Source organism: Clostridium sp. FP1 (assembly GCF_011065975.2).
Classification (GTDB): Bacteria; Bacillota; Clostridia; order Clostridiales; family Clostridiaceae; genus Clostridium_AD; species Clostridium_AD tagluense.
Window position 1 is genome coordinate 4,147,216 of record NZ_JAAMNJ020000001.1, and the last position, 22,330, is coordinate 4,169,545.

General features: G+C 32.3%; 18 protein-coding genes. 6 read left to right on the top strand and 12 right to left on the bottom strand.

Annotated features, from left to right (window positions below; genetic code table 11):
- The first annotated feature begins 282 nt into the window (after positions 1 to 282).
- Positions 283 to 435 carry a hypothetical protein gene (locus G9F70_RS19950; RefSeq protein ID WP_224617702.1) on the top strand — a complete coding sequence of 51 codons (153 nt, stop codon included), beginning with the start codon at positions 283 to 285 and terminating at the stop codon, positions 433 to 435.
- A 306-nt stretch (positions 436 to 741) separates the two neighbouring features.
- On the opposite strand, the gene G9F70_RS19955 is transcribed toward G9F70_RS19950, so the two are convergent.
- From G9F70_RS19955 to G9F70_RS19975, 5 genes are all read right to left on the bottom strand, one after another.
- On the bottom strand, positions 742 to 1,659 hold the full coding sequence (locus G9F70_RS19955) for a pseudouridine-5'-phosphate glycosidase (protein WP_164944710.1): 918 nt from the start codon (positions 1,657 to 1,659) through the stop codon (positions 742 to 744).
- Positions 1,653 to 2,747: a PfkB family carbohydrate kinase gene (locus G9F70_RS19960; RefSeq protein ID WP_164944711.1), complete on the bottom strand. Its 1,095-nt coding sequence runs from the start codon at positions 2,745 to 2,747 to the stop codon at positions 1,653 to 1,655. Before G9F70_RS19960 ends, G9F70_RS19955 begins: the two co-directional genes overlap by 7 nt.
- Positions 2,748 to 2,879: 132 nt before the next feature.
- The gene (locus G9F70_RS19965) at positions 2,880 to 3,809 is read right to left on the bottom strand and encodes an alpha/beta hydrolase (RefSeq protein WP_164944712.1); all 930 of its coding nucleotides are present in this window, start codon (positions 3,807 to 3,809) and stop codon (positions 2,880 to 2,882) included.
- A 275-nt stretch (positions 3,810 to 4,084) separates the two neighbouring features.
- Entirely contained in the window at positions 4,085 to 4,459 is a 375-nt protein-coding gene (locus G9F70_RS19970; RefSeq protein ID WP_164944713.1) for a hypothetical protein, read from the bottom strand.
- 366 nt (positions 4,460 to 4,825) lie between these two features.
- Positions 4,826 to 7,150, bottom strand: coding sequence for a YcdB/YcdC domain-containing protein (locus G9F70_RS19975; RefSeq protein ID WP_164944714.1), 2,325 nt, complete (start codon positions 7,148 to 7,150; stop codon positions 4,826 to 4,828).
- 257 nt (positions 7,151 to 7,407) lie between these two features.
- On the opposite strand from G9F70_RS19975, the gene G9F70_RS19980 reads away from it, so the two are divergent.
- Positions 7,408 to 8,025 (top strand): flavin reductase family protein, encoded by a 618-nt coding sequence (locus tag G9F70_RS19980; protein ID WP_164944715.1) that lies wholly within the window; start codon positions 7,408 to 7,410, stop codon positions 8,023 to 8,025.
- Positions 8,026 to 8,102: 77 nt separating this feature from the next.
- On the opposite strand, the gene G9F70_RS19985 is transcribed toward G9F70_RS19980, so the two are convergent.
- Positions 8,103 to 9,047, bottom strand: coding sequence for an SPFH domain-containing protein (locus tag G9F70_RS19985; RefSeq protein ID WP_164944716.1), 945 nt, complete (start codon positions 9,045 to 9,047; stop codon positions 8,103 to 8,105).
- Between the two features lie 30 nt (positions 9,048 to 9,077).
- The gene (locus G9F70_RS19990) at positions 9,078 to 9,506 is read right to left on the bottom strand and encodes an NfeD family protein (protein WP_164944717.1); all 429 of its coding nucleotides are present in this window, start codon (positions 9,504 to 9,506) and stop codon (positions 9,078 to 9,080) included.
- 514 nt (positions 9,507 to 10,020) lie between these two features.
- On the opposite strand from G9F70_RS19990, the gene G9F70_RS19995 reads away from it, so the two are divergent.
- Complete coding sequence (locus G9F70_RS19995) at positions 10,021 to 11,931, top strand: NAD(+) synthase (RefSeq protein WP_164944718.1); 1,911 nt, start codon at positions 10,021 to 10,023, stop codon at positions 11,929 to 11,931.
- Between the two features lie 98 nt (positions 11,932 to 12,029).
- Here G9F70_RS19995 and G9F70_RS20000 read toward each other — a convergent pair whose 3' ends face one another.
- Complete coding sequence (locus tag G9F70_RS20000) at positions 12,030 to 12,452, bottom strand: YaaR family protein (protein ID WP_164944719.1); 423 nt, start codon at positions 12,450 to 12,452, stop codon at positions 12,030 to 12,032.
- A gap of 371 nt (positions 12,453 to 12,823) precedes the next feature.
- Between G9F70_RS20000 and G9F70_RS20005 the strand changes: the two genes are divergently transcribed.
- From G9F70_RS20005 to G9F70_RS20015, 3 genes are all read left to right on the top strand, one after another.
- Positions 12,824 to 13,360 (top strand): chromate transporter, encoded by a 537-nt coding sequence (locus G9F70_RS20005; protein WP_164944720.1) that lies wholly within the window; start codon positions 12,824 to 12,826, stop codon positions 13,358 to 13,360.
- Entirely contained in the window at positions 13,361 to 13,897 is a 537-nt protein-coding gene (locus G9F70_RS20010) for a chromate transporter (protein ID WP_164944721.1), read from the top strand.
- A gap of 111 nt (positions 13,898 to 14,008) precedes the next feature.
- A complete protein-coding gene (locus G9F70_RS20015) occupies positions 14,009 to 16,672 on the top strand; it encodes a cation-translocating P-type ATPase (RefSeq protein ID WP_164944722.1) in 2,664 nt (887 codons plus the stop codon).
- A 141-nt stretch (positions 16,673 to 16,813) separates the two neighbouring features.
- Here the strand turns inward: G9F70_RS20015 and ltrA (G9F70_RS20020) are convergent, their stop codons facing one another.
- The 4 genes from ltrA (G9F70_RS20020) to G9F70_RS20035 form a co-directional block, all read right to left on the bottom strand.
- Positions 16,814 to 18,133, bottom strand: coding sequence for a group II intron reverse transcriptase/maturase (gene ltrA / locus G9F70_RS20020; RefSeq protein ID WP_164948105.1), 1,320 nt, complete (start codon positions 18,131 to 18,133; stop codon positions 16,814 to 16,816).
- A gap of 584 nt (positions 18,134 to 18,717) precedes the next feature.
- The gene (ltrA, locus tag G9F70_RS20025; RefSeq protein ID WP_224617703.1) at positions 18,718 to 20,124 is read right to left on the bottom strand and encodes a group II intron reverse transcriptase/maturase; all 1,407 of its coding nucleotides are present in this window, start codon (positions 20,122 to 20,124) and stop codon (positions 18,718 to 18,720) included.
- Positions 20,125 to 20,611: 487 nt separating this feature from the next.
- Entirely contained in the window at positions 20,612 to 21,451 is an 840-nt protein-coding gene (locus G9F70_RS20030) for a S1 RNA-binding domain-containing protein (RefSeq protein ID WP_164946908.1), read from the bottom strand.
- A 293-nt stretch (positions 21,452 to 21,744) separates the two neighbouring features.
- Complete coding sequence (locus tag G9F70_RS20035; RefSeq protein WP_164946909.1) at positions 21,745 to 22,251, bottom strand: gamma carbonic anhydrase family protein; 507 nt, start codon at positions 22,249 to 22,251, stop codon at positions 21,745 to 21,747.
- Between the last annotated feature and the right edge of the window lie 79 nt (positions 22,252 to 22,330).

Genomic DNA, 22,330 nt, shown 5'->3' on the forward strand with positions numbered 1-22,330 from the left:
CGAATTCACTTCCGAAAGTTGTTAACAAATCCACTTTATTGGATTATTAACCACATTTTCAAATGGGTTGTTTAACATATAAGTGGATGAATCTATTATATGCTGTTAATTATATTTTATATCGAATCCTGTGTTTTTGCAAAGGTTTTCTGTACTAATGGATAGGAATTATTTTATAATTCTATTTATTCGCACAAATAGAATATACGTACCTCTTTTATAAAGTGAATTTATTTCTAATATTTGGATGAAAGAGCAGCACATAAAAATTCTTCACCCACTATGCTTTTTAAATCAGATAAGAAACTTGGCGGTAATGGCTTTAAAAGTCGAGTGTGCCTGATTAAACCAGTAGAAAAAGATTTTAATGGCAGCATTTATGTTGAATTGTTCTCATACCTCGTGGTAATACCAGAAGAAATAACAGCTGCTTAAAGTGACTTGAAATAAGAATCGTAGACACTATTGAAGTTAGGTTTTTTTCTTAGTTTATGCTAACAAAAGTATATATTGCGTAGATTGCGTTTGAACGTGCCTTAGTAATTCACAATTTATTTTATTTACGGTTGCGTAAAGAAAAATTCATGTTTGAGCGATAGCGAGTTTGAATTTTTTAGCAACTGTGAATAAAATAAATTTTAGAATTACTTGGCAAAGTGAACGCATTCTAGCAATATATACTTGACCTTATAGCATAATCTAAGAAAAACTCTTAATGGAATTTCTTACTTTGATGCCTTATTACCCAAGCTTTGCAAGTTCCACAGCTATTTGTGCTCCAACTTTAGCATTATTATATACTAATTCAATATTTGAATCTAGACTTGCCCCACCAGTAATCTCTTTAACTTTTCCAAGTAAGAATGGTGTGCTTTCTTTTCCTTTAATTCCTTTTTCCTTTAACTCTTTTAATGCACTAGTTATAGCATTTGTTATAGCATCATAATCCATCTCATACTGCTCTGGAATTGGGTTAGCTATAACCATGCCTCCATTTAGTCCTAAATCCCATTTTGCTTTTAAAGCTACTGCAACCATATCCGCTGAATCTACGCGATAATCTACTCCAAATCCACTCTTTCTAGTATAGAAAGCAGGGAGTTCATCTGTGCCAAATCCAACTACTGGAACACCTTGAGTCTCTAGATACTCTAGAGTGAGTCCTATATCTAGTATAGATTTTGCTCCTGCACAAATTACAGCTACATTAGTATGTGCTAATTCTTGAAGATCCGCTGAAATATCAAAAGTCTCTTGTGCTCCTCTATGAACTCCACCAATACCACCTGTAGCAAAAACCTTAACCCCTGCAAGTGCAGCAATTATCATTGTAGTTGCTACCGTAGTTGCTCCATTTGCCTTATTTGCTATTATAAATGGAATATCTCGTCTACTGGTTTTTATTACATTCTTACCATTTCCAAGTATTTCTATTTCATCTCTAGTTAATCCAAGCTTTAGCCTTCCATTAATAATTGCTGTAGTTGCTGGCACCGCTCCATTTTCTCTTATTATTTCTTCTACCTTAAGGGCAGTCTCGACATTTCTTGGATATGGCATACCATGAGATATAATAGTAGATTCTAAAGCCACCACTGCGCGCCCTTCCTTTAATGCCTTAGCAACCTCTGGTTTAATATCTAAATAATTCATTAACATAATTCAATCTCCTTCATCTTCTTATTTATATTTTCTACGGACATGTTAGGGTTGATAGTATTTTCATGAGATAACGCTAGTATTCCAGCGCTCATAGAAAATCGTGCACTATAGTCTATTTCAAAATCATTGAAATGACTATAAGCTAGAGCTGCCAAGCAAGCATCACCTGCTCCTGTTGCATTAATTATCTGCACCTTCGGGCTTATTATATGATTGGAAGTAACACCATCATCATAATACATACCCTCTTCACCTAGGCTTATAAAGACTCTTTTAACTCCTTTTTTTAAAAAGTACTTTGCTGCTTTTTTTAAATCCTTTTCATTATTTATTTTAATTCCCGATAATATTTCTGCCTCAAGCTTATTAGGTTTAATAGTATGGAAACAACCAATAAAATCTTTTACTTTTTTCGCCTTAGTTGTAGATACTGTATCCAAGAAAAAATCTACATCCTTATAATTAGTTAAAATATATTCAATAGTTTCCTCTGGAATATTTGTATCAATAATGCAAAGCTTTGAATTTTCTATTATATTCTTCTTATTTTTAATAAAATCCACACTAACCTTATCAATAATATCCATATAGGCTATAGCTACCATCATGTCACCGGTCCCGTCTAGTATTGATAAATAGGTGGAAGTAGCATGTTCACTTAAAACAAGAGAATCTTCCATATTAAGGTTAATCATTCTTGACTCTTCTAATATTTTTCTTCCATATACATCATCACCAACTGCGCTAATAAGCTTTGTTTCTACGCCTAATTTCACTAGGTTTTCGCCAATATTTCTTCCTACACCGCCAAATGAAATCTTTACTTCTCCAGGGTTAGAATCCTTTAATATTAAATCATTATTCGGAAAACCTTGAATATCAACATTAGTTCCACCAACAATACTTATATATGACTGTTCACGTAAGATGTAACCTTTACCTACTACATATCCTTTTTTTAGCAAATTACTAATGTGAACTGCCACTGAAGACCTTGTAATTCTTAAGGAATCAGCTAGTTCCTTTTGAGAAATCATAGGATTGTTCCTAATTAATTCTAAAATTTCTTGCTCTCTATTTGTCATAACCCTCTCCTTAACGTATGTTTAGTACATAAACATTAGCTTATTTATATGATAGCATATATGTTTTTGTTTTCCAAGTAAATTCTTTCAATTTTAGTTGGAATGTTTCAATTAATTGTTAACTGTCCCCGCTTATTTCAAAGACGCATTAAGCCATTTTATTACATCTGCAATTACTTCTTCCCTATTAATCTCATTAAGCATCTCATGTCTTCCGTCTTTATAAAGCTTATAAGTTAAATCCACCATTCCATGCTCTTTATAGGTCTTAACCAATTTTAGAACACCCTTACCATTCTTTCCTACGGGATCTTTATCGCCTGAGAATATATAAATAGGTAAATCCTTAGGAACATTTTCAATTTCCCTTGGGTCAGCTATACTCTTAAGTCCACCTAGAAAATCATAGAAAAATCCTGCTGTAAAAACCGTTCCGCAGAAAGGATCATCTATATATTTATCCACTTGTTTGTTATCCCTACTTAACCAATCAAAGGCTGTTCTATTTGGTTTAAAAGAATTATTATAATTTCCAAAAGATAATTTATCTAATTTATTACTTTTGCCGGATCTTCCAATTTTCTTGATTTCTCTCTTTGCTATAAGTCTTGCGATATCTATAGTAATTCCCTGATTTCCACAAGATCCTGAAACAATTGCACCCTTTAAGCCGCCTCCGTATAAACAAATATATCTTTGTGTTAAGAATGATCCCATACTGTGACCAAATAAAAATATAGGCAAATTGTGATTTTCTTCTTTAATTCTTTTATTTAATTGGTGCATATTTTCCACCATTGAGTTAAAGCCATCTTCACCTAAGTCTCCTAGTTTTGAGATTTGACCTGCAGTTTTACCATGTCCTCTATGGTCATTAGCATAAACAATAAATCCATCATTTGTTAAAACCCTTGCAAATCCTTCGTACCTAGCTGCCGTTTCTGCCATCCCATGGGCTATCTGAAGTACCCCTTTAACTTGTGTATTTTCGTTTGGTAACCATTTGTATACAAATATCTCTAAGTCACCCTTATCCTTAATCTTAAAATTTTCTACTTTCATAACTCCATCCCCCTCGTATAAATCTTTTATATCTATTTTAAGTGTTTCCTTGATTTCATTCAATTATTAAAACGCAGAAAATTCAAGCACAAAAAAACCACACTTAATAAATCTATCGTTAAACAGACTTGTTAGTGTGGCTCTCATTTCTCTTAGCCATAATTCATATTTACTCTCAACAAAATTATATCACTAAAATATATATTTGGAAAGCAATATTATTTAAAATATAAAATTAATGTTGTACTATAGTATCTTCTAAGCTATACTACTCCTTATTTTTCCAATGTTTTATATTCAACCTCAATATATTTATCTTCATCATAAAATTTTTCTGATTGCCCATAAATACGTATATTCGTTTGTACAGCACTTTCAGCAATATGTTTTGCAGTATTTATAGTTGCAATAACAGTTGTATCTGCTACAACCGCAGTTATCGCTGCTGCTATTTTTGCAGTTTTACCAACCACACCACCAACTACTGTACTACATTTTTTAGTGTTTAAAGCCAACTTCGGCTTACCTGAAAGCCCTACTATATTAGCTACAACATTACCCGTTAGCTCAATGCTATACTCAGCTGTATTCCCCACTAGTTTTCCAGCACCATATATTATTTTTCCAAGCATTGTCATCATCATCACCATACCTATATCATACTTTACCTAAGGATCATGCGCCCTATTACTATTATACTATATTTTTGAAAAATTATTATTTATTATATTGTATACCTATTTATAAAGAAACCCTGGAAGAATAACACTTATTAATTGTTTATCACTTTTAGAAATAGCTAGCTGATAGGAGATTTACCCCTTTCTAGACCTATGGAACATATAACAATTCTCAATTGTTATCCTGCCACTGAAGTTTTCTATTTGTTATAGCTTGTAACTCTCACTTATAGAAGTGGGAGACTTTCCTTCTGAAATATCGTTAAACTATTAATATTAAATTTCTTGTTTCAATCTTGTTTGCAAACCACAAAGGAGAATTTTCCTATCTGTCCTTTAGTATTGTGTATTTCTTACATTATTAAGTGCATGATATACACCTATAGCTAATTGTTCCATAGTTGTATTTTCCTTTGGCTTAAATTCATTGTTTTCTATTTGTATAAATCTAAAAGCCTCTGCAATAGCAACATACCCTACATTATCCTTGCTTATATTCGCTGCGTCTTTATAATTAATTTTAAACAACTCACTGTGCTGGGCTAATTTACTATAATTGGTGTATTTAACTAATGTTTTAGCGAGTTCCTCTCTAGTAACTAATCTGTCTCCTATAAATTCACCATCTGAGTTTTCCATAATTCCATAGGATACAGCCAGTTGAAGGTATTTATAGTTTACATCAGATTTTGCAATGTTGGAGAATTTTAAATCTGCAGTCTTATCTGCCATATATGGTGTATAACCTCTTGCATTTACTAACATTTTAATTAAATCAATTTGAGTGGTTTTTTTATCTAATTTAAAATCACCAGTTTCTATTAATCCTTTAGATGCTAAAATACTTAATTCTTTTTCGGCCTTACTGCCTTTGATTTTTTCTTTAAACAATTCTATATTTTGGTCGATATTTTCACCACCATAGTTTAGAAACTTACCAGTAAGGGCATCAATATTTGTATAGTCGTACATCCCATTAGCATCGCTTAGTTTATAAGCGAGTTTTATTTCTAATTCTGGTTTTTCTGGATTATCACTTTTATTTATTTGTGTATAAACTAGTACTGGTTTATACTTACTAAACATTGTTTCACTTACATTTTTCTTGCTTATAACATTTTTAATATCTGGGAATTTGATGTTTTTATCCCAATTACAATTTAAATTATTCATCTCGCCGGTTACGGCACTAAAACCAACATTTATACTATTGTCATTGAATTCTATGCCGTTTTCTAGTCTTGAAAAGTTGAAATAATAATTTCTTTCACCCATTTTATCGTAAGCATTATATTTATAACGAGGTTGCTCTGTTTTTATTTGTTTTACAATGCCCGGATAATACTTGGCTACTGCTTCTATTGCCTTAGTGTACGCCTGTTCCCAAGATAATTTAGCCTGGAATTTTGCAGTACCATTATAATCTTCATTTGAATTTTTGTTAATGCTTAATATTTCTCCAGTTAAAGCATCTATTGATATATTTCCACCTTCATTGTATTTTGATGCATCTCCTTTATTGAAATATGCATTCCAAGTCTTATTACTTGAACTGCCAAAGTTTTCAGTATACTCTTGATATCCTAAGCCTTCAATGGCATAACCCTGGCCATAAACATTATTTATGAAATTTTTTATTATAGTTCTTGCTTCCTCTTCCTCTATTGCCTTTTCTCTAGTTGTTACCACCTTTGATTTATTATAAAAGTCTGCCCTTTCTTTATCATTTAAATTTTTTATTACAGGAATATTACCATTGCTAAAGGGATCCATGAACTTGCCATCTTTAGCATCCAACACATTTCCTCTATTAAATTCTGGAACATATACTGCTTTTACAGCTCTTTTATTTTCATAATACATATACTCTTGTGTAAAAGCCATATATTTCAAAGTCATTTTAGCTTCAGTTTTAAAAGCTTCAACTGCAGTTTCAGAATCTACCATCCCCTTAATCTCTGGAAATTTAAAATCTGCATTCCAATTACTATAGTAAGAAACTACCTTTCCCGCTACCCCATCAACTTCTATATTAATATTATTACCATCAAATTCTATGCCATTAACTTTATTTACATAGGCAAAATTATAATTAGGTGACCCATGATTCCCTAAATTATTGTAATCTTTTTTATTAGATTCATTATATTTTTTAGGTTGGATTTTTGAAACAAAATCATCACTAATTTTTTGTGCTTCCTTAGCTGTCATTGTGGGAACTGCATTTTCTTCATTTATCTTACGTTCATAATTATTTACTTGAGTAACTTCGCCAGTTTCTGCATTTAAGGTAACATTAATGTTAATAGTTTTTTCCATATTATTCATTTGCCAATTAATATTCCAGGAGCTAATCTGCTTACCATTGTAATTAGATGTATTAAAGTTACTTGTTTGTGTGAATTTACTCTCATCTATTTCCGTATTAAAATAAGTTTTCATAGTTCCCTTTGCAATCTCTTTTGCTTTTTCCTTTGATATTTTAACACTTTTTTCTGCTTCACTATTTTTTGTAATTGCAGCCCCTGTAGTCGTGTTTGTGTTTACAATTGGCGTAACTGGAATTTGAGGCTTTGTCATGGTTTTTGCAAAAGTTGAAGTTGTACTAGTAACTGTTAATGCCGAGGCTAATAATATGGAAAATATTTTTTTCCTGTTCATGATAATTCCCACCTTTCAATATAATGTTTTATTCTTTCATATGAAAATCTATCTTTTGTTGAAAAGTATACTCCCTATAATTGTATTACCATATATATACATTATAGACCCTTATGAATTCAAATTAGTTACATATAAATTACATTTTTTCCTAATTATATGAATTGTTGTCTCATTTGAATTTGCAACTTTATAAATCTTTTCAGGTATTGTATAATGTATATGTTATAGACAAAAAGGAATGGGAGTGAAAATATATGACAAAAACTATTTTTAAAGGCAGTGCAATGCTAAATCCTGTTCCTGTAGTATTAATTACCTCAAAAAATAAAGAGGGAAAAATTAATGTTTTTACAGTAGCTTGGATAGGAACAGCTTGTACTAAACCGCCAATGATAACTGTAGCCATAAGGCCTGAAAGGCTTTCCTATGAATATATAAAAGAAAGTGGTGACTTTGTAATAAATTTACCTAATTCTAGAATGGTTAGACAAGTAGATTATTGTGGTGTGCGCTCAGGAAGACAAATAGATAAAATTCACGAAATGAACTTTACTACTGAAGACAGCAAGGATATAGTGGCTCCTTTAATTTCTGAATGCCCCATATCTCTAGAATGCGTTGTTAAAAGCATTACCCATTTAGGTACCCACGATTTGTTTTTAGCTGAAGTTGTTAATACTCATGTAGATAACAGCTTAATAGATTTAAACGGGAAAATTCATTTTGAAAATGCAGACCTTATTACTTATTCTCACGGTGAATATTTTAGTGTTAATTCTAACCCTCTAGGCAAATTTGGTTATTCAGTTCAGAAAAAAAGCAGCAAGGCACCTGTAAAAAATAACAAGTCAAAGCAAAAAAAGAAAGCCTGATTTCCAGACTTTCTTTTTTTTTCATTAGGCATATTTAAATAAATAACAAGTCAGCTTGTTATTTATTTTCATGTGCACTATTTATTCATTTTTAACATTTCACCTATAGCTGCTATACTACCTAAACTTGACAATGTCTCATTTGGAAGTATAAGCTTATTAGCTGGATTCTTAGCCATTTCTTTAAGAGCCTCTATTTGTTTTAAGGCTATTACTGTTTCATTTGTACCTGACTCTATAATAGCTGTGTTTATTCTTCTTATTGCATCTGCCTCTGCTATTGCAATAGCCTGTATAGCTTTAGCCTTACCTTCTGCTTCAAGAAGTTGAGATTCTTTCATTCCTTCTGCACGTCTAATATTTGCTTCTTTTTCAGCTTCAGCATTTAATATTTGAGCTTGTTTAAATCCTTCTGCTTTTTCAATTTGACTTTGTTTTTCACCCTCTGCTGTAAGAATAAACGCTCTCTTATCTCTCTCTGCTCTCATTTGTTTTTCCATTGCCTGTTGAATTTCAGATGGTGGAATTATATTTTTGATTTCTACAGATAATATTTTTATTCCATAAGCATCTGTAATTTCATCGATTATTTCAAGAAGTCTTAAATTTATTCTATCTCTTCCTGATAATACTTCATCCAATGTCATATCTCCCACAATATTTCTCATATTAGTTATAGTGGAATACACAATACCTGATTTATAATCTTCAATATTGTACACTGCATCTCTTGAATTAATAACCTTATAAAATATAACATTATCAATTGATATATTTACATTATCTTTAGTTATAACATTTTGTGGTTGTATATCTAATATTTGTTGTTTCGTAGAAATTCTTCTGCGAACAAAATCTGCAAAAACAATTGTTAAATGCCAACCTGGCTCTAGTATCCTATGAAACTGACCAAACCTTTCTACCAAACACACAGATCCAGTATTAACAATTTTAATAGATGATATAATCATGATAACTAATATTAACAATATAAACAAACCTATAAACGATCCTACTCCCATAATAAATGCCTCCTTAAATTTTAATAAAACTTATACCTTAGCTATTAACAACTTATTTCCTTCGATACCAATAATTTGAACAGAGTCACCACTTTTTAATGGCTTTCCTACATTTTTTACAGTCCAATAAATTCCTTGAAACTTAATATTTGCTTTTACGTCAATATCTTTTGTTATTATAAATTCACTTCCAATATATCCTTCTTCCATAGTCAATGTTTTGGTTACAGTTTTCTTTATAGTTCTCTTAACTATAGGATATCCAACAGATGTACATACTGCACTAACCCCTATAAAAACAATAGCTTGAACAATTACTGGTGCATTAAATGCTATAGAAATTATAGCTGCAATTGCGCCTATAGCAAACCATATAAACATAAAACTACTAGTTATAATATCAATAGCTAGTGCCCCTAATGCTACAACTACCCAAAATATCATTGGCTTCCATTCCATGTTGTCCCCCCCCCCTTTCGAATATTAATTAGCATTATAACTTTTTAAACATTATGATATTACTAATCCTTATTTAAGTATATCTCTTTTTTGTGTTTTATAACACCATTTTGTTGTAATAATATTACACCAAAAATTTGATGTGTTGTCGATATATCATTATATAGTATTTTTTATACATAATAAAGTTTTATTATAGTACATTATGTGTTATTTAATACTCTATTATACCCTTGCATAGTTCTATCTTATGTTTGCTTTCATTATCTCATTAATTCACCTTTTTAATGAAATACCAGAATAAAATAGTTTGGGGATGGTTAACAACTATTTGAACTATAAATGTCTAAATAGTGAGGGACAGTTAACAATTATTTAAACTAAGGTAAAATAATTGTTAACCCTCCCTACTAATGAATCTAAGATAATGATATAATTTTATTGAACACTGGTTATATAAAGTCGATTTTACAAATACTATATTTGAAGAATTAAAGAAAGGTCGTGAATTAGTTTGGATACTTCTTTTATTAGAGTTTCTGCCGCTTGCCCAGTGGTAAATGTGGCAGATATACAATTCAATTTAAATAACATAGAAAGCTGCATCAAAGAGGCTTTAAAAGAAAAATCAAAATTTATAGTTTTCCCAGAACTTTGCATAACAGCTTATACCTGTGCGGATTTATTTTTACAACAAGAATTACTTGAAAAATCTGAAAGTGCAATTGGATCCCTATGTGAATTTTCTAAAAACAAAGATATACTAATTGCTGTAGGAGCTCCACTACATTTTAATAATTGCCTATATAATTGTGCTTATATAATATTTAAGGGTAACATTTTAGGAATAGTACCAAAAAGCTATATCCCAAATTACTCTGAGTTTTATGAAAAAAGATGGTTTACTGAGGGTCTTGGCGTACTAGGGAAAACTGTAAATCTTCCTTTTGCAAAGTCCATCCCTTTTGGAACTAATTTATTATTCACCTGCAATAATATTAAAATTGGTTTTGAAATTTGTGAAGATCTTTGGGTAACCATTCCCCCTAGTAGCTATTTAGCCCTTCAGGGTGCAAATATAATTGCTAATTTATCTGCATCTAATGAATTAGTTAGCAAAGCTGATTACAGAAAATCCTTAGTTTCATCTCAGAGCGCAAGATGTATGTGTTCTTATTTATATGCATCCTCTGGAGTTTTTGAATCTTCCACAGATTTACTTTTCAGTGGTCATCTTTTAATTAGCGAAAATGGTTTATTATTAAAAGAAAACAATAGATTTCAAAGAGAAAATGAAATTATCACCTCCATTATTGATATAGATAAGTTAAATAGTGAAAGGTTAAAAAATATCAGTTTTAGAAATAGTCCTTCCATATGTCCTTTTGAGGTATGCGAAATTCCTTTTGAATTTTCAAATTTAGACTTTGGAGTTTTTGATAGATATATTGATAAGCATCCTTTTGTTCCTTCTAATCAATATCAACGCGCGCTACGTTGCAAGGAAATATTTAATATTCAGTCCTCGGCCCTTGCTAAAAGATTCTCTTATACGGGGCTTAATAAAGCTATAGTTGGGATTTCTGGCGGACTTGATTCAACCCTTGCACTGCTAGTTATAGTTAAAACCTTTGATATGTTAAATTTGCCAAGAAAAAATATTATTACTATTACTATGCCTGGTTTTGGAACTACAGATAGAACCTATCTGAATGCCGTAAACCTATGTAAACATTTAGGTACAGAGTTTAGAGAAATTAATATAGTAGACGCCTGTTTACAACATTTCAAAGACATAAATCATCCAATAGAAAAACATGATGTAACTTATGAAAATGTTCAGGCAAGAGAAAGAACTCAAATTCTTATGGATGTTGCCAATAAAGATGGTGGACTATTAATAGGAACAGGAGATTTATCTGAACTGGCTTTAGGTTGGTGCACATATAATGGAGACCATATGTCCATGTATTCTGTAAACTGCTCAATTCCTAAGACTTTAGTGAAATATTTAGTTAAGTATGTAGCGGAAAAAGAAGCTTCAAAGGAAGCCTCCGAAATACTTTTAGATATCTTGGACACTCCTATAAGTCCAGAACTTATGCCTAAAGATGTGAATGGTAAAATCGCTCAAAAAACTGAAGACATAGTAGGCCCTTACGAATTACATGACTTTTTCCTTTACTATTTCATGAAGCAAGGCGCCACCATCAGTAAAATATTATTCTTAGCTAAAGAGGCCTTTAAAACCGATTATGCCGAAGATGAAATTACTAAATGGTTAGATAAATTTATAAAAAGATTCTTTACTCAACAATTTAAACGTTCAGCCTTGCCAGATGGTCCAAAAGTAGGAACTATAAGTTTATCTCCAAGAGGAGATCTTAGAATGCCATCTGATGCTAGTTTTAATTCTTTCCTTTAAATTGTAATTTGCTATGCTACAATATTAAGCCTGAATAAAGTACATGTATTATTTTGTGTAGAGTTAACTTCAAACTTTACGCAATATATGTACTTTTTTCATTTATAAACATCCACAATAAGTCCTGCAATTTCATCAATAGTGCTTGCTATGTCAAGATTTTCTTTTTCGCCACTCAATAACATTTGTGTAAGCTCCTCTAGTTTCGAATCCACAGTCTCCACCGTTATAAAATATTGTGTTTGCCAAAAACTAATATCCTTCTTAACCTCATACATATGTTTTAAAACAGAATCTAAATATTCTCTAATTAAATTTTTATATGCTTTCACATCTGCAAAGCATTTTGTAATGCTCAATCTATTTCCTTTCTTTTTTATATCATCCATCATTTCTTTAAGTTGTTGTTCTGATTTTTGCTGCCTAGCAAAACTAAAATTTTGTGAAAAATCTTTTTTACTAGATACAGTTTTCTTATCTGATGTAACCGCTGCATTCCTTCTAGTTCTTGATATTTCCATGTTTTTCCACCTCCTATTTTCAAAATTAATTATTAGAATGTTTTCATATTCTTATATACATTATATCGAATTTTCCGCAAAAAAATATACACAATGTAAAATTAATTCTTGTCACAATAGAAAATTAATTCTTGTCACAATGTGAAATTAATTCTTGTCACAATAAAAAAATTTAATTTACCCATATATTTAAAAATAATTCCAGCCAAAATCAAATATAAAATCTTTTACTTATAAATTTGCCAATTTTTTTTTATATTAGTATAATAATATGGTAAATAATATACATTATAGATATAGGTTTTTGATTTACGCTAGGACCAATATTTCTATCCATATAACTAAAAATTAAAATTCTTAGGGGTGGACAAATGAAAAAATTACTAAACATGTTTTGGACTTTCTTTAAAATAGGAGCTTTTACCTTTGGTGGAGGGTATGCCATGATACCTCTCATAGAAATTGAAGTTGTCAATAAAAAAAAGTGGCTTTCTAAAGAAGATTTCTTAGATATAATTGTTATTTCTCAAACTTTTCCTGGAGCCTTAGCTGTTAATAGTAGCGTATTTATAGGCTATAGAACTTGCGGACTACTTGGAGCTATCATTGGGCTTCTAGGAGTTGTTTTACCCTCATTTTTTATAATATTATTGATTGCAGTTTTTTTTATGAAATTCAGAGATTATTATTATGTGGATTTGGTTTTCAAAGGTATCTCTGCTGCGGTACCAATGCTTATACTCATAGCCGTAGTAAGTTTATCCAAATCTTTAAAGAAAAGCTATGCAAATCTTATTATAATTTTAGTTTCCATGGGGAGTATATTATTATTTAATGTACACCCTGTTATAGTTATACTTTTATCTGGTTTATACGGGGTAATATTTCTTGGAAAGAAGGTGAAGTAAATGTCAATTTTAATAAAAATTTATCTATCCTTCTTAAAAATAGGTGCCTTTAGCTTTGGTGGAGGATATGCTATGATTCCTCTTATCAAAAGAGAAATTGTAAATAACAATAATTGGATTACCTCCAAAGAGCTTATTGATATTATAGGTATATCCCAGATGACTCCAGGACCTATAGCCATTAATTCAGCAACTTTTGTAGGTTTTAAAGTTGCTGGTATATTAGGTAGTATTTCGGCAACTCTGGGCGTAATTTCCTTTTCATTTATCTTAGTTTCTATAGCTAATCACTATATTGTTAAATTCAAAGAATCCTACATAATGAAGGCAGCTCTCGCAGGTATGAGGCCTGCACTAATTGGTCTTATAGTCTCTGTATTCTTATCCATGGGAAGCGACTCTTATAAAGACATTAAAAGTGTAGTAATTGGAGTCATAATTTTAGGACTGCTGATTACAAATAAAATTCATCCAATTTTAATAATAATGATTTCAGGGGTATTGGGTATTGTGTTTTATGGTCTAATACCTATTTAATTACTTCTCTTTATTCGCAACATATTTGTATTTTATATTTTGGCATAATAATTTTCTTGTTTTAAATAAATTAAGCTATAATAACAAATACTATAAGTTGAGGTGATGTTAATGTTTTTCAACAAAACTATTGAGCAAGTTTTAAAAGAATTTGGTTCTAATCCAATAACAGGACTTTCTCAAAGTCAAAGCGAGGTAAAAAGAGAAAAATTTGGACTAAACCAATTAACAACTAAAAAACCCAAAACTCTAATAGCCATGTTTTTTGCCCAACTAAATGATATTTTAATTTATATTTTAATTGCAGCTGCAGTGATCTCTGCCCTCCTTGGTGAAACCAGTGACGCAATAATAATTGCTATTGTAATTATTATTAATGCTACAGTAGGAATTATTCAAGAGTCTAAAGCAGAAAAAGCGCTTGATGCACTAAAAAAATTATCGACTCCTAAAGCTGTAGTTAAAAGAGATGGGCAGTTAAACGAAATTCCATCAGAGGAAGTTGTACCTGGAGATATTATTATTATTGATGCAGGAAGATATGTACCCTGTGATTTGAGACTTATTGAAGCTGCAAATTTAAAAATAGAAGAATCTACACTTACGGGAGAATCTGTGCCTGTGGATAAAGACGCTTCTCTAGTTCTGCCGGGCGAGGATATACCCCTAGGTGATCAAAAAAACATGCTCTTCATGTCTACCCTTGCAACCTATGGTAGAGGTGTTGGTATAGCTGTATCTACTGGAATGGATACTCAAATAGGTAAAATTGCTAAAATGCTAGATGAAAAAGTAGACGATGAGACCCCACTTCAAAAGAAACTAGCGCAACTTGGCAAGTACCTGGGAATAGGTGCCCTATTCATATGTGCTCTTATGTTTATAGTTGGTGTTCTTCAAAAGAGAGATCTTTTTGAAATGCTACTTGTTTCCATAAGTTTAGCTGTTGCCGCTATTCCTGAAGGTCTTCCTGCTATAGTAACTATAGTTCTTGCTATGGGAGTTCAAAAGATGATAAAGGAGAATGCTATTGTAAGAAAATTACCTGCTGTTGAAACTTTAGGTTCAGTAAATATTATTTGTTCAGATAAGACAGGCACTTTAACTCAAAATAAAATGACAGTAACAAAATTCTATGCTGATGGTCAATTAGGAGCTATAGACAGTCTGAACATTAATCATACTGAGCATAAGCTCTTACTAGAAAATCTTATTTTATGCAATGATGCCACCTACTCGGAAAATTCAAAAACTGGCGACCCCACAGAGATTGCTCTATTACAAGCTGGGGTAGACTATAGCATATTTAAAGACGATTTAGAAAAAATTCATAAAAGAATTGATGAGATTCCTTTTGATTCAGATAGAAAATTGATGACTACTGTAAATAAATATGATAATGACTATTATGTAATGACAAAAGGTGCTATTGATAATCTATTAAATCTATGCACAAAGGCATATATTAAAGGCAGTATAATAGAAATTACGCCAAATATAAAAAAAGACATATTAGCTGCCTCAAATAACATGTCTGACAATGCACTAAGAGTTCTAGGTGCCGCTTATAAAATTCTTCCTAGCTCTCATGTAGAGATTGATTCACTAGAGTGTGATTTAATACTTATTGGCCTAGTAGGTATGATAGATCCTCCAAGGCTAGAGGTTAAGGATTCTATTTCCCTATGCATGAAGTCTGGAATAAAAACTGTAATGATAACCGGCGACCACCAAAACACAGCTTTTGCTATAGCCAAAGATTTAGATATTACTAATAATTCTTCTGAGGTTATATCTGGCACCGAGCTTGATAAAATGTCTGATGTCGAACTAAATAATAGAATTGAGAATATAAGGGTATTTGCAAGAGTGTCCCCTGAACATAAAGTGAAGATTGTACGCGCTCTTAAAGCAAAAGGAAATATTGTATCAATGACTGGCGACGGAGTAAATGATGCACCCTCTCTTAAAATGGCAGACATAGGAGTCGCCATGGGTATAACAGGTACTGATGTTGCTAAAGGTGCTGCTGATATGATACTCATAGATGATAATTTTTCAACTATTGTTGCTGCTATAAAAGAAGGAAGAAACATCTTCACAAATATTAAGAAAACTATAATATTTCTTCTATCCTGTAATATAGGAGAGATTATAGCACTATTTCTTGCCATACTTTTAGGCTGGGCTACGCCACTTCGCCCTATCCATATATTATGGGTTAACCTAATCACCGATACACTACCAGCACTGGCTTTAGGTGTAGATCCTGGTGACCCTGATGTAATGAAATATAAACCTAGAAATCCAAAAGATAGTTTATTTAAAGGTGAATCTTTAAATTTACTTCTTAACGGACTTCTAATAGGCATCTTAACCCTAGCTGCATTTATAATAGGTGCAAAATATTATAGTGGAGACACTAGCTTATTCCCACTATTCCCGGGAAATCTTTCAGAAGATGCACTAAAACACGCACAAACCATGGCCTTTGTAGTACTTAGTGTCTCTCAATTAGTACATTCTTTAAATATGAGAAATGAGAAGAAATCCATATTTCAAATAGGTTTATTTTCAAACAAATATTTAATTGGAGCTATAGTTTTTGGTATACTACTACAAGATTTTATAATAACTGTGCCATTTCTAGCTAATGTTTTTAGTGTTCATTCCTTAAGTTTAATGGATTGGGGTTTTGTTACTATTCTATCCCTTATGCCACTACTCCTTAATGAAATAGTAAAAATATTCAAGCGGAGTTCTTCCATAATATAAGAAAGTAGATAACAAATCGAGTAGGAGCTAAATAATTAATTTATTTAGCGACTCCGGGTAGAAGGGTTGCGCAATTCACAACCCAGACCCCCACGGAACCAGGCGTGCGGATTTCCCGCACCTGGCTCTTCAAAAGTTGATTTACAGTATTGCGTATGATTTCATTTTTACAAATGGAATTGAAATCTTCGGTCGCAACAACGGAAACTTTTCTTTGATTTTTCTGTATTTATCCCAGTTTACATTTCCTTTCCAACTTCGGCTACTTAGCATTTTCTTAAAGTAATTTTCTGATTTATTATAAATTTTAAACAAGGATTTTAGATTTCCACCCATTCCATAGTAGTTATAATGTCCTCTTAAAATTTGATTTATCTTGTTCACTTGTTCTTTTATAGGACTATGCCTTATTTCTCGCATTTTATCTGTTATCTTCTTTATTCCTCGATTTAATCGCGTTTTCTCTGTCTTTCTTCCTACCATGAAATTTCCTGACCTGTTCCTTGTACAAAAATGTGTGAACCCTAGAAAATATAATGTCTCCATTTTCTTACCTTTTTCCTTTGCATGCTTACTAGAAAATCTTCCAAATTCAACTAATCTCGTTTTATTTGGCTCTATTTGCAATGCAAATTTCGCAAGTCTTTTGCTTAGTACTTTCTGAAATTTTATAGCATCCTCTCTATATTGAAAACATACTATAAAATCATCTATGTACCTAATCAAGTAGCTCTCGCCCTTTAATTTGGGTTTTACTACTTTCTCAAACCATAAATCTAGTACATAGTGAAGGTAAATATTACTAAGTAGAACACTTATTGACCCTCCTTGAGGGGTTCCAATTTCACTACTCTCTAGTTTTCCATCTTCTATTACTCCTGCTTTAAGCCACCTATTTATAAGGCTTATCATTCTGGGGTCTCCGACTCGATGTTGCACAAATTTGAGTAACCATTCATGGTCTAAACTCCCAAAGAAATTCTTTAAATCTGCTTCCAAAACCCAGCTTACTTTCTTTCCTGAAATTGTTTCGTTTATAGTCGCAAGTGCATTGTGCGCACTCCTTTTAGGTCTTCCCCCAAAAGAACAATCCAGAAAGTCCTGTTCATATATTGTAGAAAGTACAGTTGCAACACTTCGCTGCAATGCACGGTCTGCGACACATGGAACTCCTATTGGTCGTTTTTCTGTTTTTCCAGGCTTAGGAATCCAAACTCTTCTAACTGCTGGGGGTTTGTAGCTTTCTCTATGGATTGACGTAATCATTTTATCAGCCCATATATCAAAGTAATCCTTTGCTTCTTTTACATCTATACCATCTATTCCCTTAGCTGTATTATTAGGCATATGCATAAGGCTTTCATGTATTAGTTCTTTTGTTACATGATGCGCTATAGATGTAAATTTTAAATTTGTTTCTTTTCGAGCTTTTACTGCTATTTCTTCCAATTTTGTTGTCATAACTGAGTTCCTCCTTACTTTGAATTAAGGCTCGTATCCTCCCATTGAATGGAGCTTATGTTTCGTTGAAAGAATTCAACTTTTGCTGACCGCTTCCCCACGTAGTAGGCTTTCCCTACCTCAAAGTACTATCAGTCAGTAAGACTTCCGTCAAATCATTGTATTATTCTTGCTTTGTAAGGCTTGTTTAATACTATCCACATTCTGCGGAAACCTGACGGATCTCCCTTGTTCCCAAGGAATCCATTGATAACATGCCGTAGGTACGAACCCCGGAAACAACTAATATCCTAACCTTTAACAGATATTTCGTTACTGCCTTCCCAACAGAGAGATAAAGTCGGCTATTTCACAACACGTTCAATTTCGGGGCTAATTATCCTCTTCACTTTATTCCGGCCTGCTATCTTCCTGTCTACGCTTCGGAGTAAATGTTACCATTTACCACGCAAGACTCGGTACTTGACTGCTGGCTAAGCTTTATCAAGATGACCATTTCAGGTCATTTGTATTCCTTGAACTTTTCAAGGCGCAACTCTCACACCACCGTGCGTACCGTTCGGTACACGGCGGTTCAATAAGAATTACCTAATCATAAATTTTTCAGTTAAGGTTATAAAGCCTTGTTCTTTAAGGTATTTATTAGTTAGAGTTCTTGTTAAGACTGGGCTATGGGATATTCTCCAATAGCCTTTTCTTGTATTCGCATATTCCCAAGCTTTGTATTCATCAATACCAAGCCTTTTGAGATTATCATGTTTTGTTTTAATTCTCTTCCATTGTTTCCAATAACATAAGCGAATCCTTCGTCTTAGCCACTCGTCTAAGGTTTTAAGTATACTTTTCATATCTGCTAATTTAAAATAATTTACCCATCCAACTATAACTTGTCTTAGTTTAATAGCACGAAGTTCCATACTCATAGCATTACTTCTTCCTGTTATTTCTTTGAGCTTACTTTTAAGTTTCTTAACAGAATTTTGGTGTACTCTTATTCCCATTTCACCTTTCTTTGGATAAAATGTAAATCCCAAATACTTCAGCTTCCACGGTCTGTCGACCTTGCTCTTGTCTTTATTGACTTTGAGTTTCAAATCCTCTTCTATAAACCTTGTTATACTTGCCATTACACGGTATGCTGATTTCTTTGATTTTAAATAAATATTACAGTCGTCAGCATAACGACTGAAGTGCAATCCTCGCTTTTCTAACTCTTTATCCAACTCATTTAACATGACATTACTAAGTAATGGTGAAAGATTGCCACCTTGCGGTACACCTTTTTGAGAGGTATTAAAAATTCCTCTTTCCATTACTCCCGCTTGAAGATATTTTCTTATAAGGGATATTACCCTAACATCCTTTACTTCTTTATAAACCAATCCTATTAATTTGTCATGATTTACAGTATCGAAGTATTTCTCCAAATCAATATCTACTGCCCACTTGTAACCTTTATCCATGTATTCTTTGCATTTCCGAATTGCTTGGTGTGCACTTCTATTTGGTCTAAATCCATAACTATTATCCGAAAATTTCTCTTCAAATATTGGATTTAGAACTTGAGCGATAGCTTGTTGTATTACTCTGTCTACAGCAGTTGGTATTCCTAGTGGTCGTTTCTTTCCATCAGGCTTAGGTATTTCTACTCGCCTTACTGGATTAGGTTTATACCTACCTTCCAATAGTAATTGCCGAAGGCTGGCGCCATTTTCTTTCAAGTATTGTAGAAGTTCATCTACCTTCATACCATCAACTCCATGACTACCTTTATTAGCTCTAACTTTCTTAAATGCTTGATTTAAGTTGTTTCTGTCAATAATCCTTTCAAACAGTCCATTGGTGTATTTATTTTCGGCGTTCTGTCTCTTTTCTATCGTCAATGAAATGCTCGGCGCTCCTACATACTCTTCGAGTTCCACTCTATCCTTTTGTAGGTAACCTTCATTATGAAGTTGTCTGCTTTTATCACATTTCTTTGTGTTTTTCAAAGTTTCAAAACCTCCTATCGTTCAGTCCTTCACCGAAGGCTCATGAACCTTCTGCTACTATGACGTCTGCTGACTTCTTAGATTTCAACTTTACATCACTGCAAAGGTTGTTATTTCAAAATTCATCTCTATAACCTTTACCTAAGATCTCCCCGGGTAAGAACGCAATCTTTCACTCCATCTATCTGCTACATTTACACCACTTGTTTCGAATAGTTTTGGGCTTCGTTATGTTATGCAAACTTACCCACAAGCACATGCCTTATATGTAGTTTCTATTCGTCAGACCAGAGTTTTGCCGCCGACTTCCTTCAGATTCCACGTCACCATGGACACCCTTGTCTTAAGCTATGCACTTGGCACTATTAACCCGTGCTAGGGACTTTCACCCATTAGATTGCGTCCATGCCGGGCGCACATAAAAAGTAAGAGCCTGATGTAACTCATCACACTCTTACTTTTTTTGAAAAATATGAAGGTTAAGAATTTATTTTAATCTAGTACCCTCTTCATTTTGAAGGATTAGGTCACTTTTCATAAGGCCACCTAATGCTCTTTTAAATGCGTTTTTGCTAGTTTTAAAAACTTTTTTTATATCATCTGGAGAACTTTTATCATTGTATGGCATAAATCCATCGGAACTTTTAAGATATTCTAATATTTGCTCTTCAACTATATCTCTTTCCTCTAGTCTTGGTTTTCTTACTGTTAAGTCCATTTTACCATCTTCATAATATTTTTTAACTCTTGCTTTTAATCTATCTCCAGGCGTTATATTCATATAATTCTCATTTCTTAAAATAACCCCTCTGTAAATATCATCAATAGCTACCATTACAGTACCATTAGTCTGGATTCCGTATACTGTGCCTTCCACTTCATCATCAATATTATATGAATCTGTATCGTATAAATATTTATCAACAAAAGTAGTGGCTGCAATTCTTCCAGTCTTATCTAGATATATATAAAAAAGATATTTTCTGCCTGTTTCTAAACTGTAATTTTCCTCCTTAAAAGGAACCAATACATCTCTTTCTAGACCAATTTCTACAAAACTACCTATTGTAGTCATGTCAACAACCTTAAGATAAGCTAAATCCCCCACCTTTGCAAGTGGTTTTTTTAAAGTTGAAATTAACCTATCACTTGAATCTCTGTACACAAAGGCTTCAACTTCATCATCAATATTAAGCGCCCTACCTAAAGTACTTTTCATTGGAAGTAGTACGTCATCACTAGTGTTTCCTGTGCCAGCGTCTAGATAGTACCCAAATTCTGCGCGCCTTACTACTTTTAAATTATTTAAATCTCCTATGTTTATCATTTATTATCTCCTACCTTTTATTTTAAACTTTTGACCAATCTATGTATTTGTTAAGTTTAGAAAAAATTCAACTAAATATTTTTCTTCAAGCATATACTTATATTTCTGCTCATTTGTCATCTTTTCTATTCCATTTAATTTTATCATTTTTCCCACTCCTTAAAAAAACAATAATTCTCTACCTTCTATTGTAGTTAAAAAACGTCGAAAATAAAAGCTATTTTTAAAAATAAAAGACAGTTAACAACTCAATTGTTCAAATAGTTGTTAACCGCCCCCATTTACCTACACTTTTATTTTATAATATATTTCATGGAAAGCTCTGCATAATGCTCCGCAGATTTTTTTAAGGCTTCTTTTTCTTCTATAGTCAGTTCTCGAATAACTCTTGCTGGTACTCCCATACAAAGAACGCCAGAAGGTATTTTCTTCCCCTGCGTAACCAAGCTACCAGCACCAATTATAGTATATTCTCCTATTTCAGCTCCATTTAGTATAGTGCTTCCCATACCAATTAAAGTATTACTTGAAATTTTACAACCATGTATTATAGAATTATGTCCTATAGTTACATACTCTCCAATATATACTGGAAAATCCTCATCATTGTGCACCGTACAATTGTCTTGAACATTTGTATAAGCACCTATAGATATATAATTCATATCTCCTCTTAATACAGCTCCAAACCAAATATTACTGTACTCTCCTATAGATACATTTCCTATAACGTCCGCACTGATAGCAATAAAAGATTGTTTGTGTACCTTAGGTATTTGTCCATCAAATTGATGTATCATAAGCTACTAATCACCTCTTCCCAAAAAAAATAATTACTTATCTATTATACAATATAATAATATTTATTACACTGCAATA

Bases quoted from the DNA above. Each gene is read 5' to 3' on its own strand.
- G9F70_RS19975 (WP_164944714.1), bottom strand. From the start codon at position 7,150: ATGAACAGGAAAAAAATATTTTCCATATTATTAGCCTCGGCATTAACA.
- G9F70_RS19950 (WP_224617702.1), top strand. From the start codon at position 283: ATGCTTTTTAAATCAGATAAGAAACTTGGCGGTAATGGCTTTAAAAGT.
- G9F70_RS20005 (WP_164944720.1), top strand. From the start codon at position 12,824: ATGAAAAAATTACTAAACATGTTTTGGACTTTCTTTAAAATAGGAGCT.
- G9F70_RS19980 (WP_164944715.1), top strand. From the start codon at position 7,408: ATGACAAAAACTATTTTTAAAGGCAGTGCAATGCTAAATCCTGTTCCT.
- G9F70_RS20035 (WP_164946909.1), bottom strand. From the start codon at position 22,251: ATGATACATCAATTTGATGGACAAATACCTAAGGTACACAAACAATCT.
- G9F70_RS19965 (WP_164944712.1), bottom strand. From the start codon at position 3,809: ATGAAAGTAGAAAATTTTAAGATTAAGGATAAGGGTGACTTAGAGATA.
- ltrA (WP_164948105.1), bottom strand. From the start codon at position 18,133: ATGACAACAAAATTGGAAGAAATAGCAGTAAAAGCTCGAAAAGAAACA.
- G9F70_RS19955 (WP_164944710.1), bottom strand. From the start codon at position 1,659: ATGTTAATGAATTATTTAGATATTAAACCAGAGGTTGCTAAGGCATTA.
- G9F70_RS19970 (WP_164944713.1), bottom strand. From the start codon at position 4,459: ATGGTGATGATGATGACAATGCTTGGAAAAATAATATATGGTGCTGGA.
- G9F70_RS20010 (WP_164944721.1), top strand. From the start codon at position 13,361: ATGTCAATTTTAATAAAAATTTATCTATCCTTCTTAAAAATAGGTGCC.
- G9F70_RS19960 (WP_164944711.1), bottom strand. From the start codon at position 2,747: ATGACAAATAGAGAGCAAGAAATTTTAGAATTAATTAGGAACAATCCT.
- G9F70_RS20015 (WP_164944722.1), top strand. From the start codon at position 14,009: ATGTTTTTCAACAAAACTATTGAGCAAGTTTTAAAAGAATTTGGTTCT.
- G9F70_RS20030 (WP_164946908.1), bottom strand. From the start codon at position 21,451: ATGATAAACATAGGAGATTTAAATAATTTAAAAGTAGTAAGGCGCGCA.
- G9F70_RS19990 (WP_164944717.1), bottom strand. From the start codon at position 9,506: ATGGAATGGAAGCCAATGATATTTTGGGTAGTTGTAGCATTAGGGGCA.
- G9F70_RS20000 (WP_164944719.1), bottom strand. From the start codon at position 12,452: ATGGAAATATCAAGAACTAGAAGGAATGCAGCGGTTACATCAGATAAG.
- G9F70_RS19985 (WP_164944716.1), bottom strand. From the start codon at position 9,047: ATGGGAGTAGGATCGTTTATAGGTTTGTTTATATTGTTAATATTAGTT.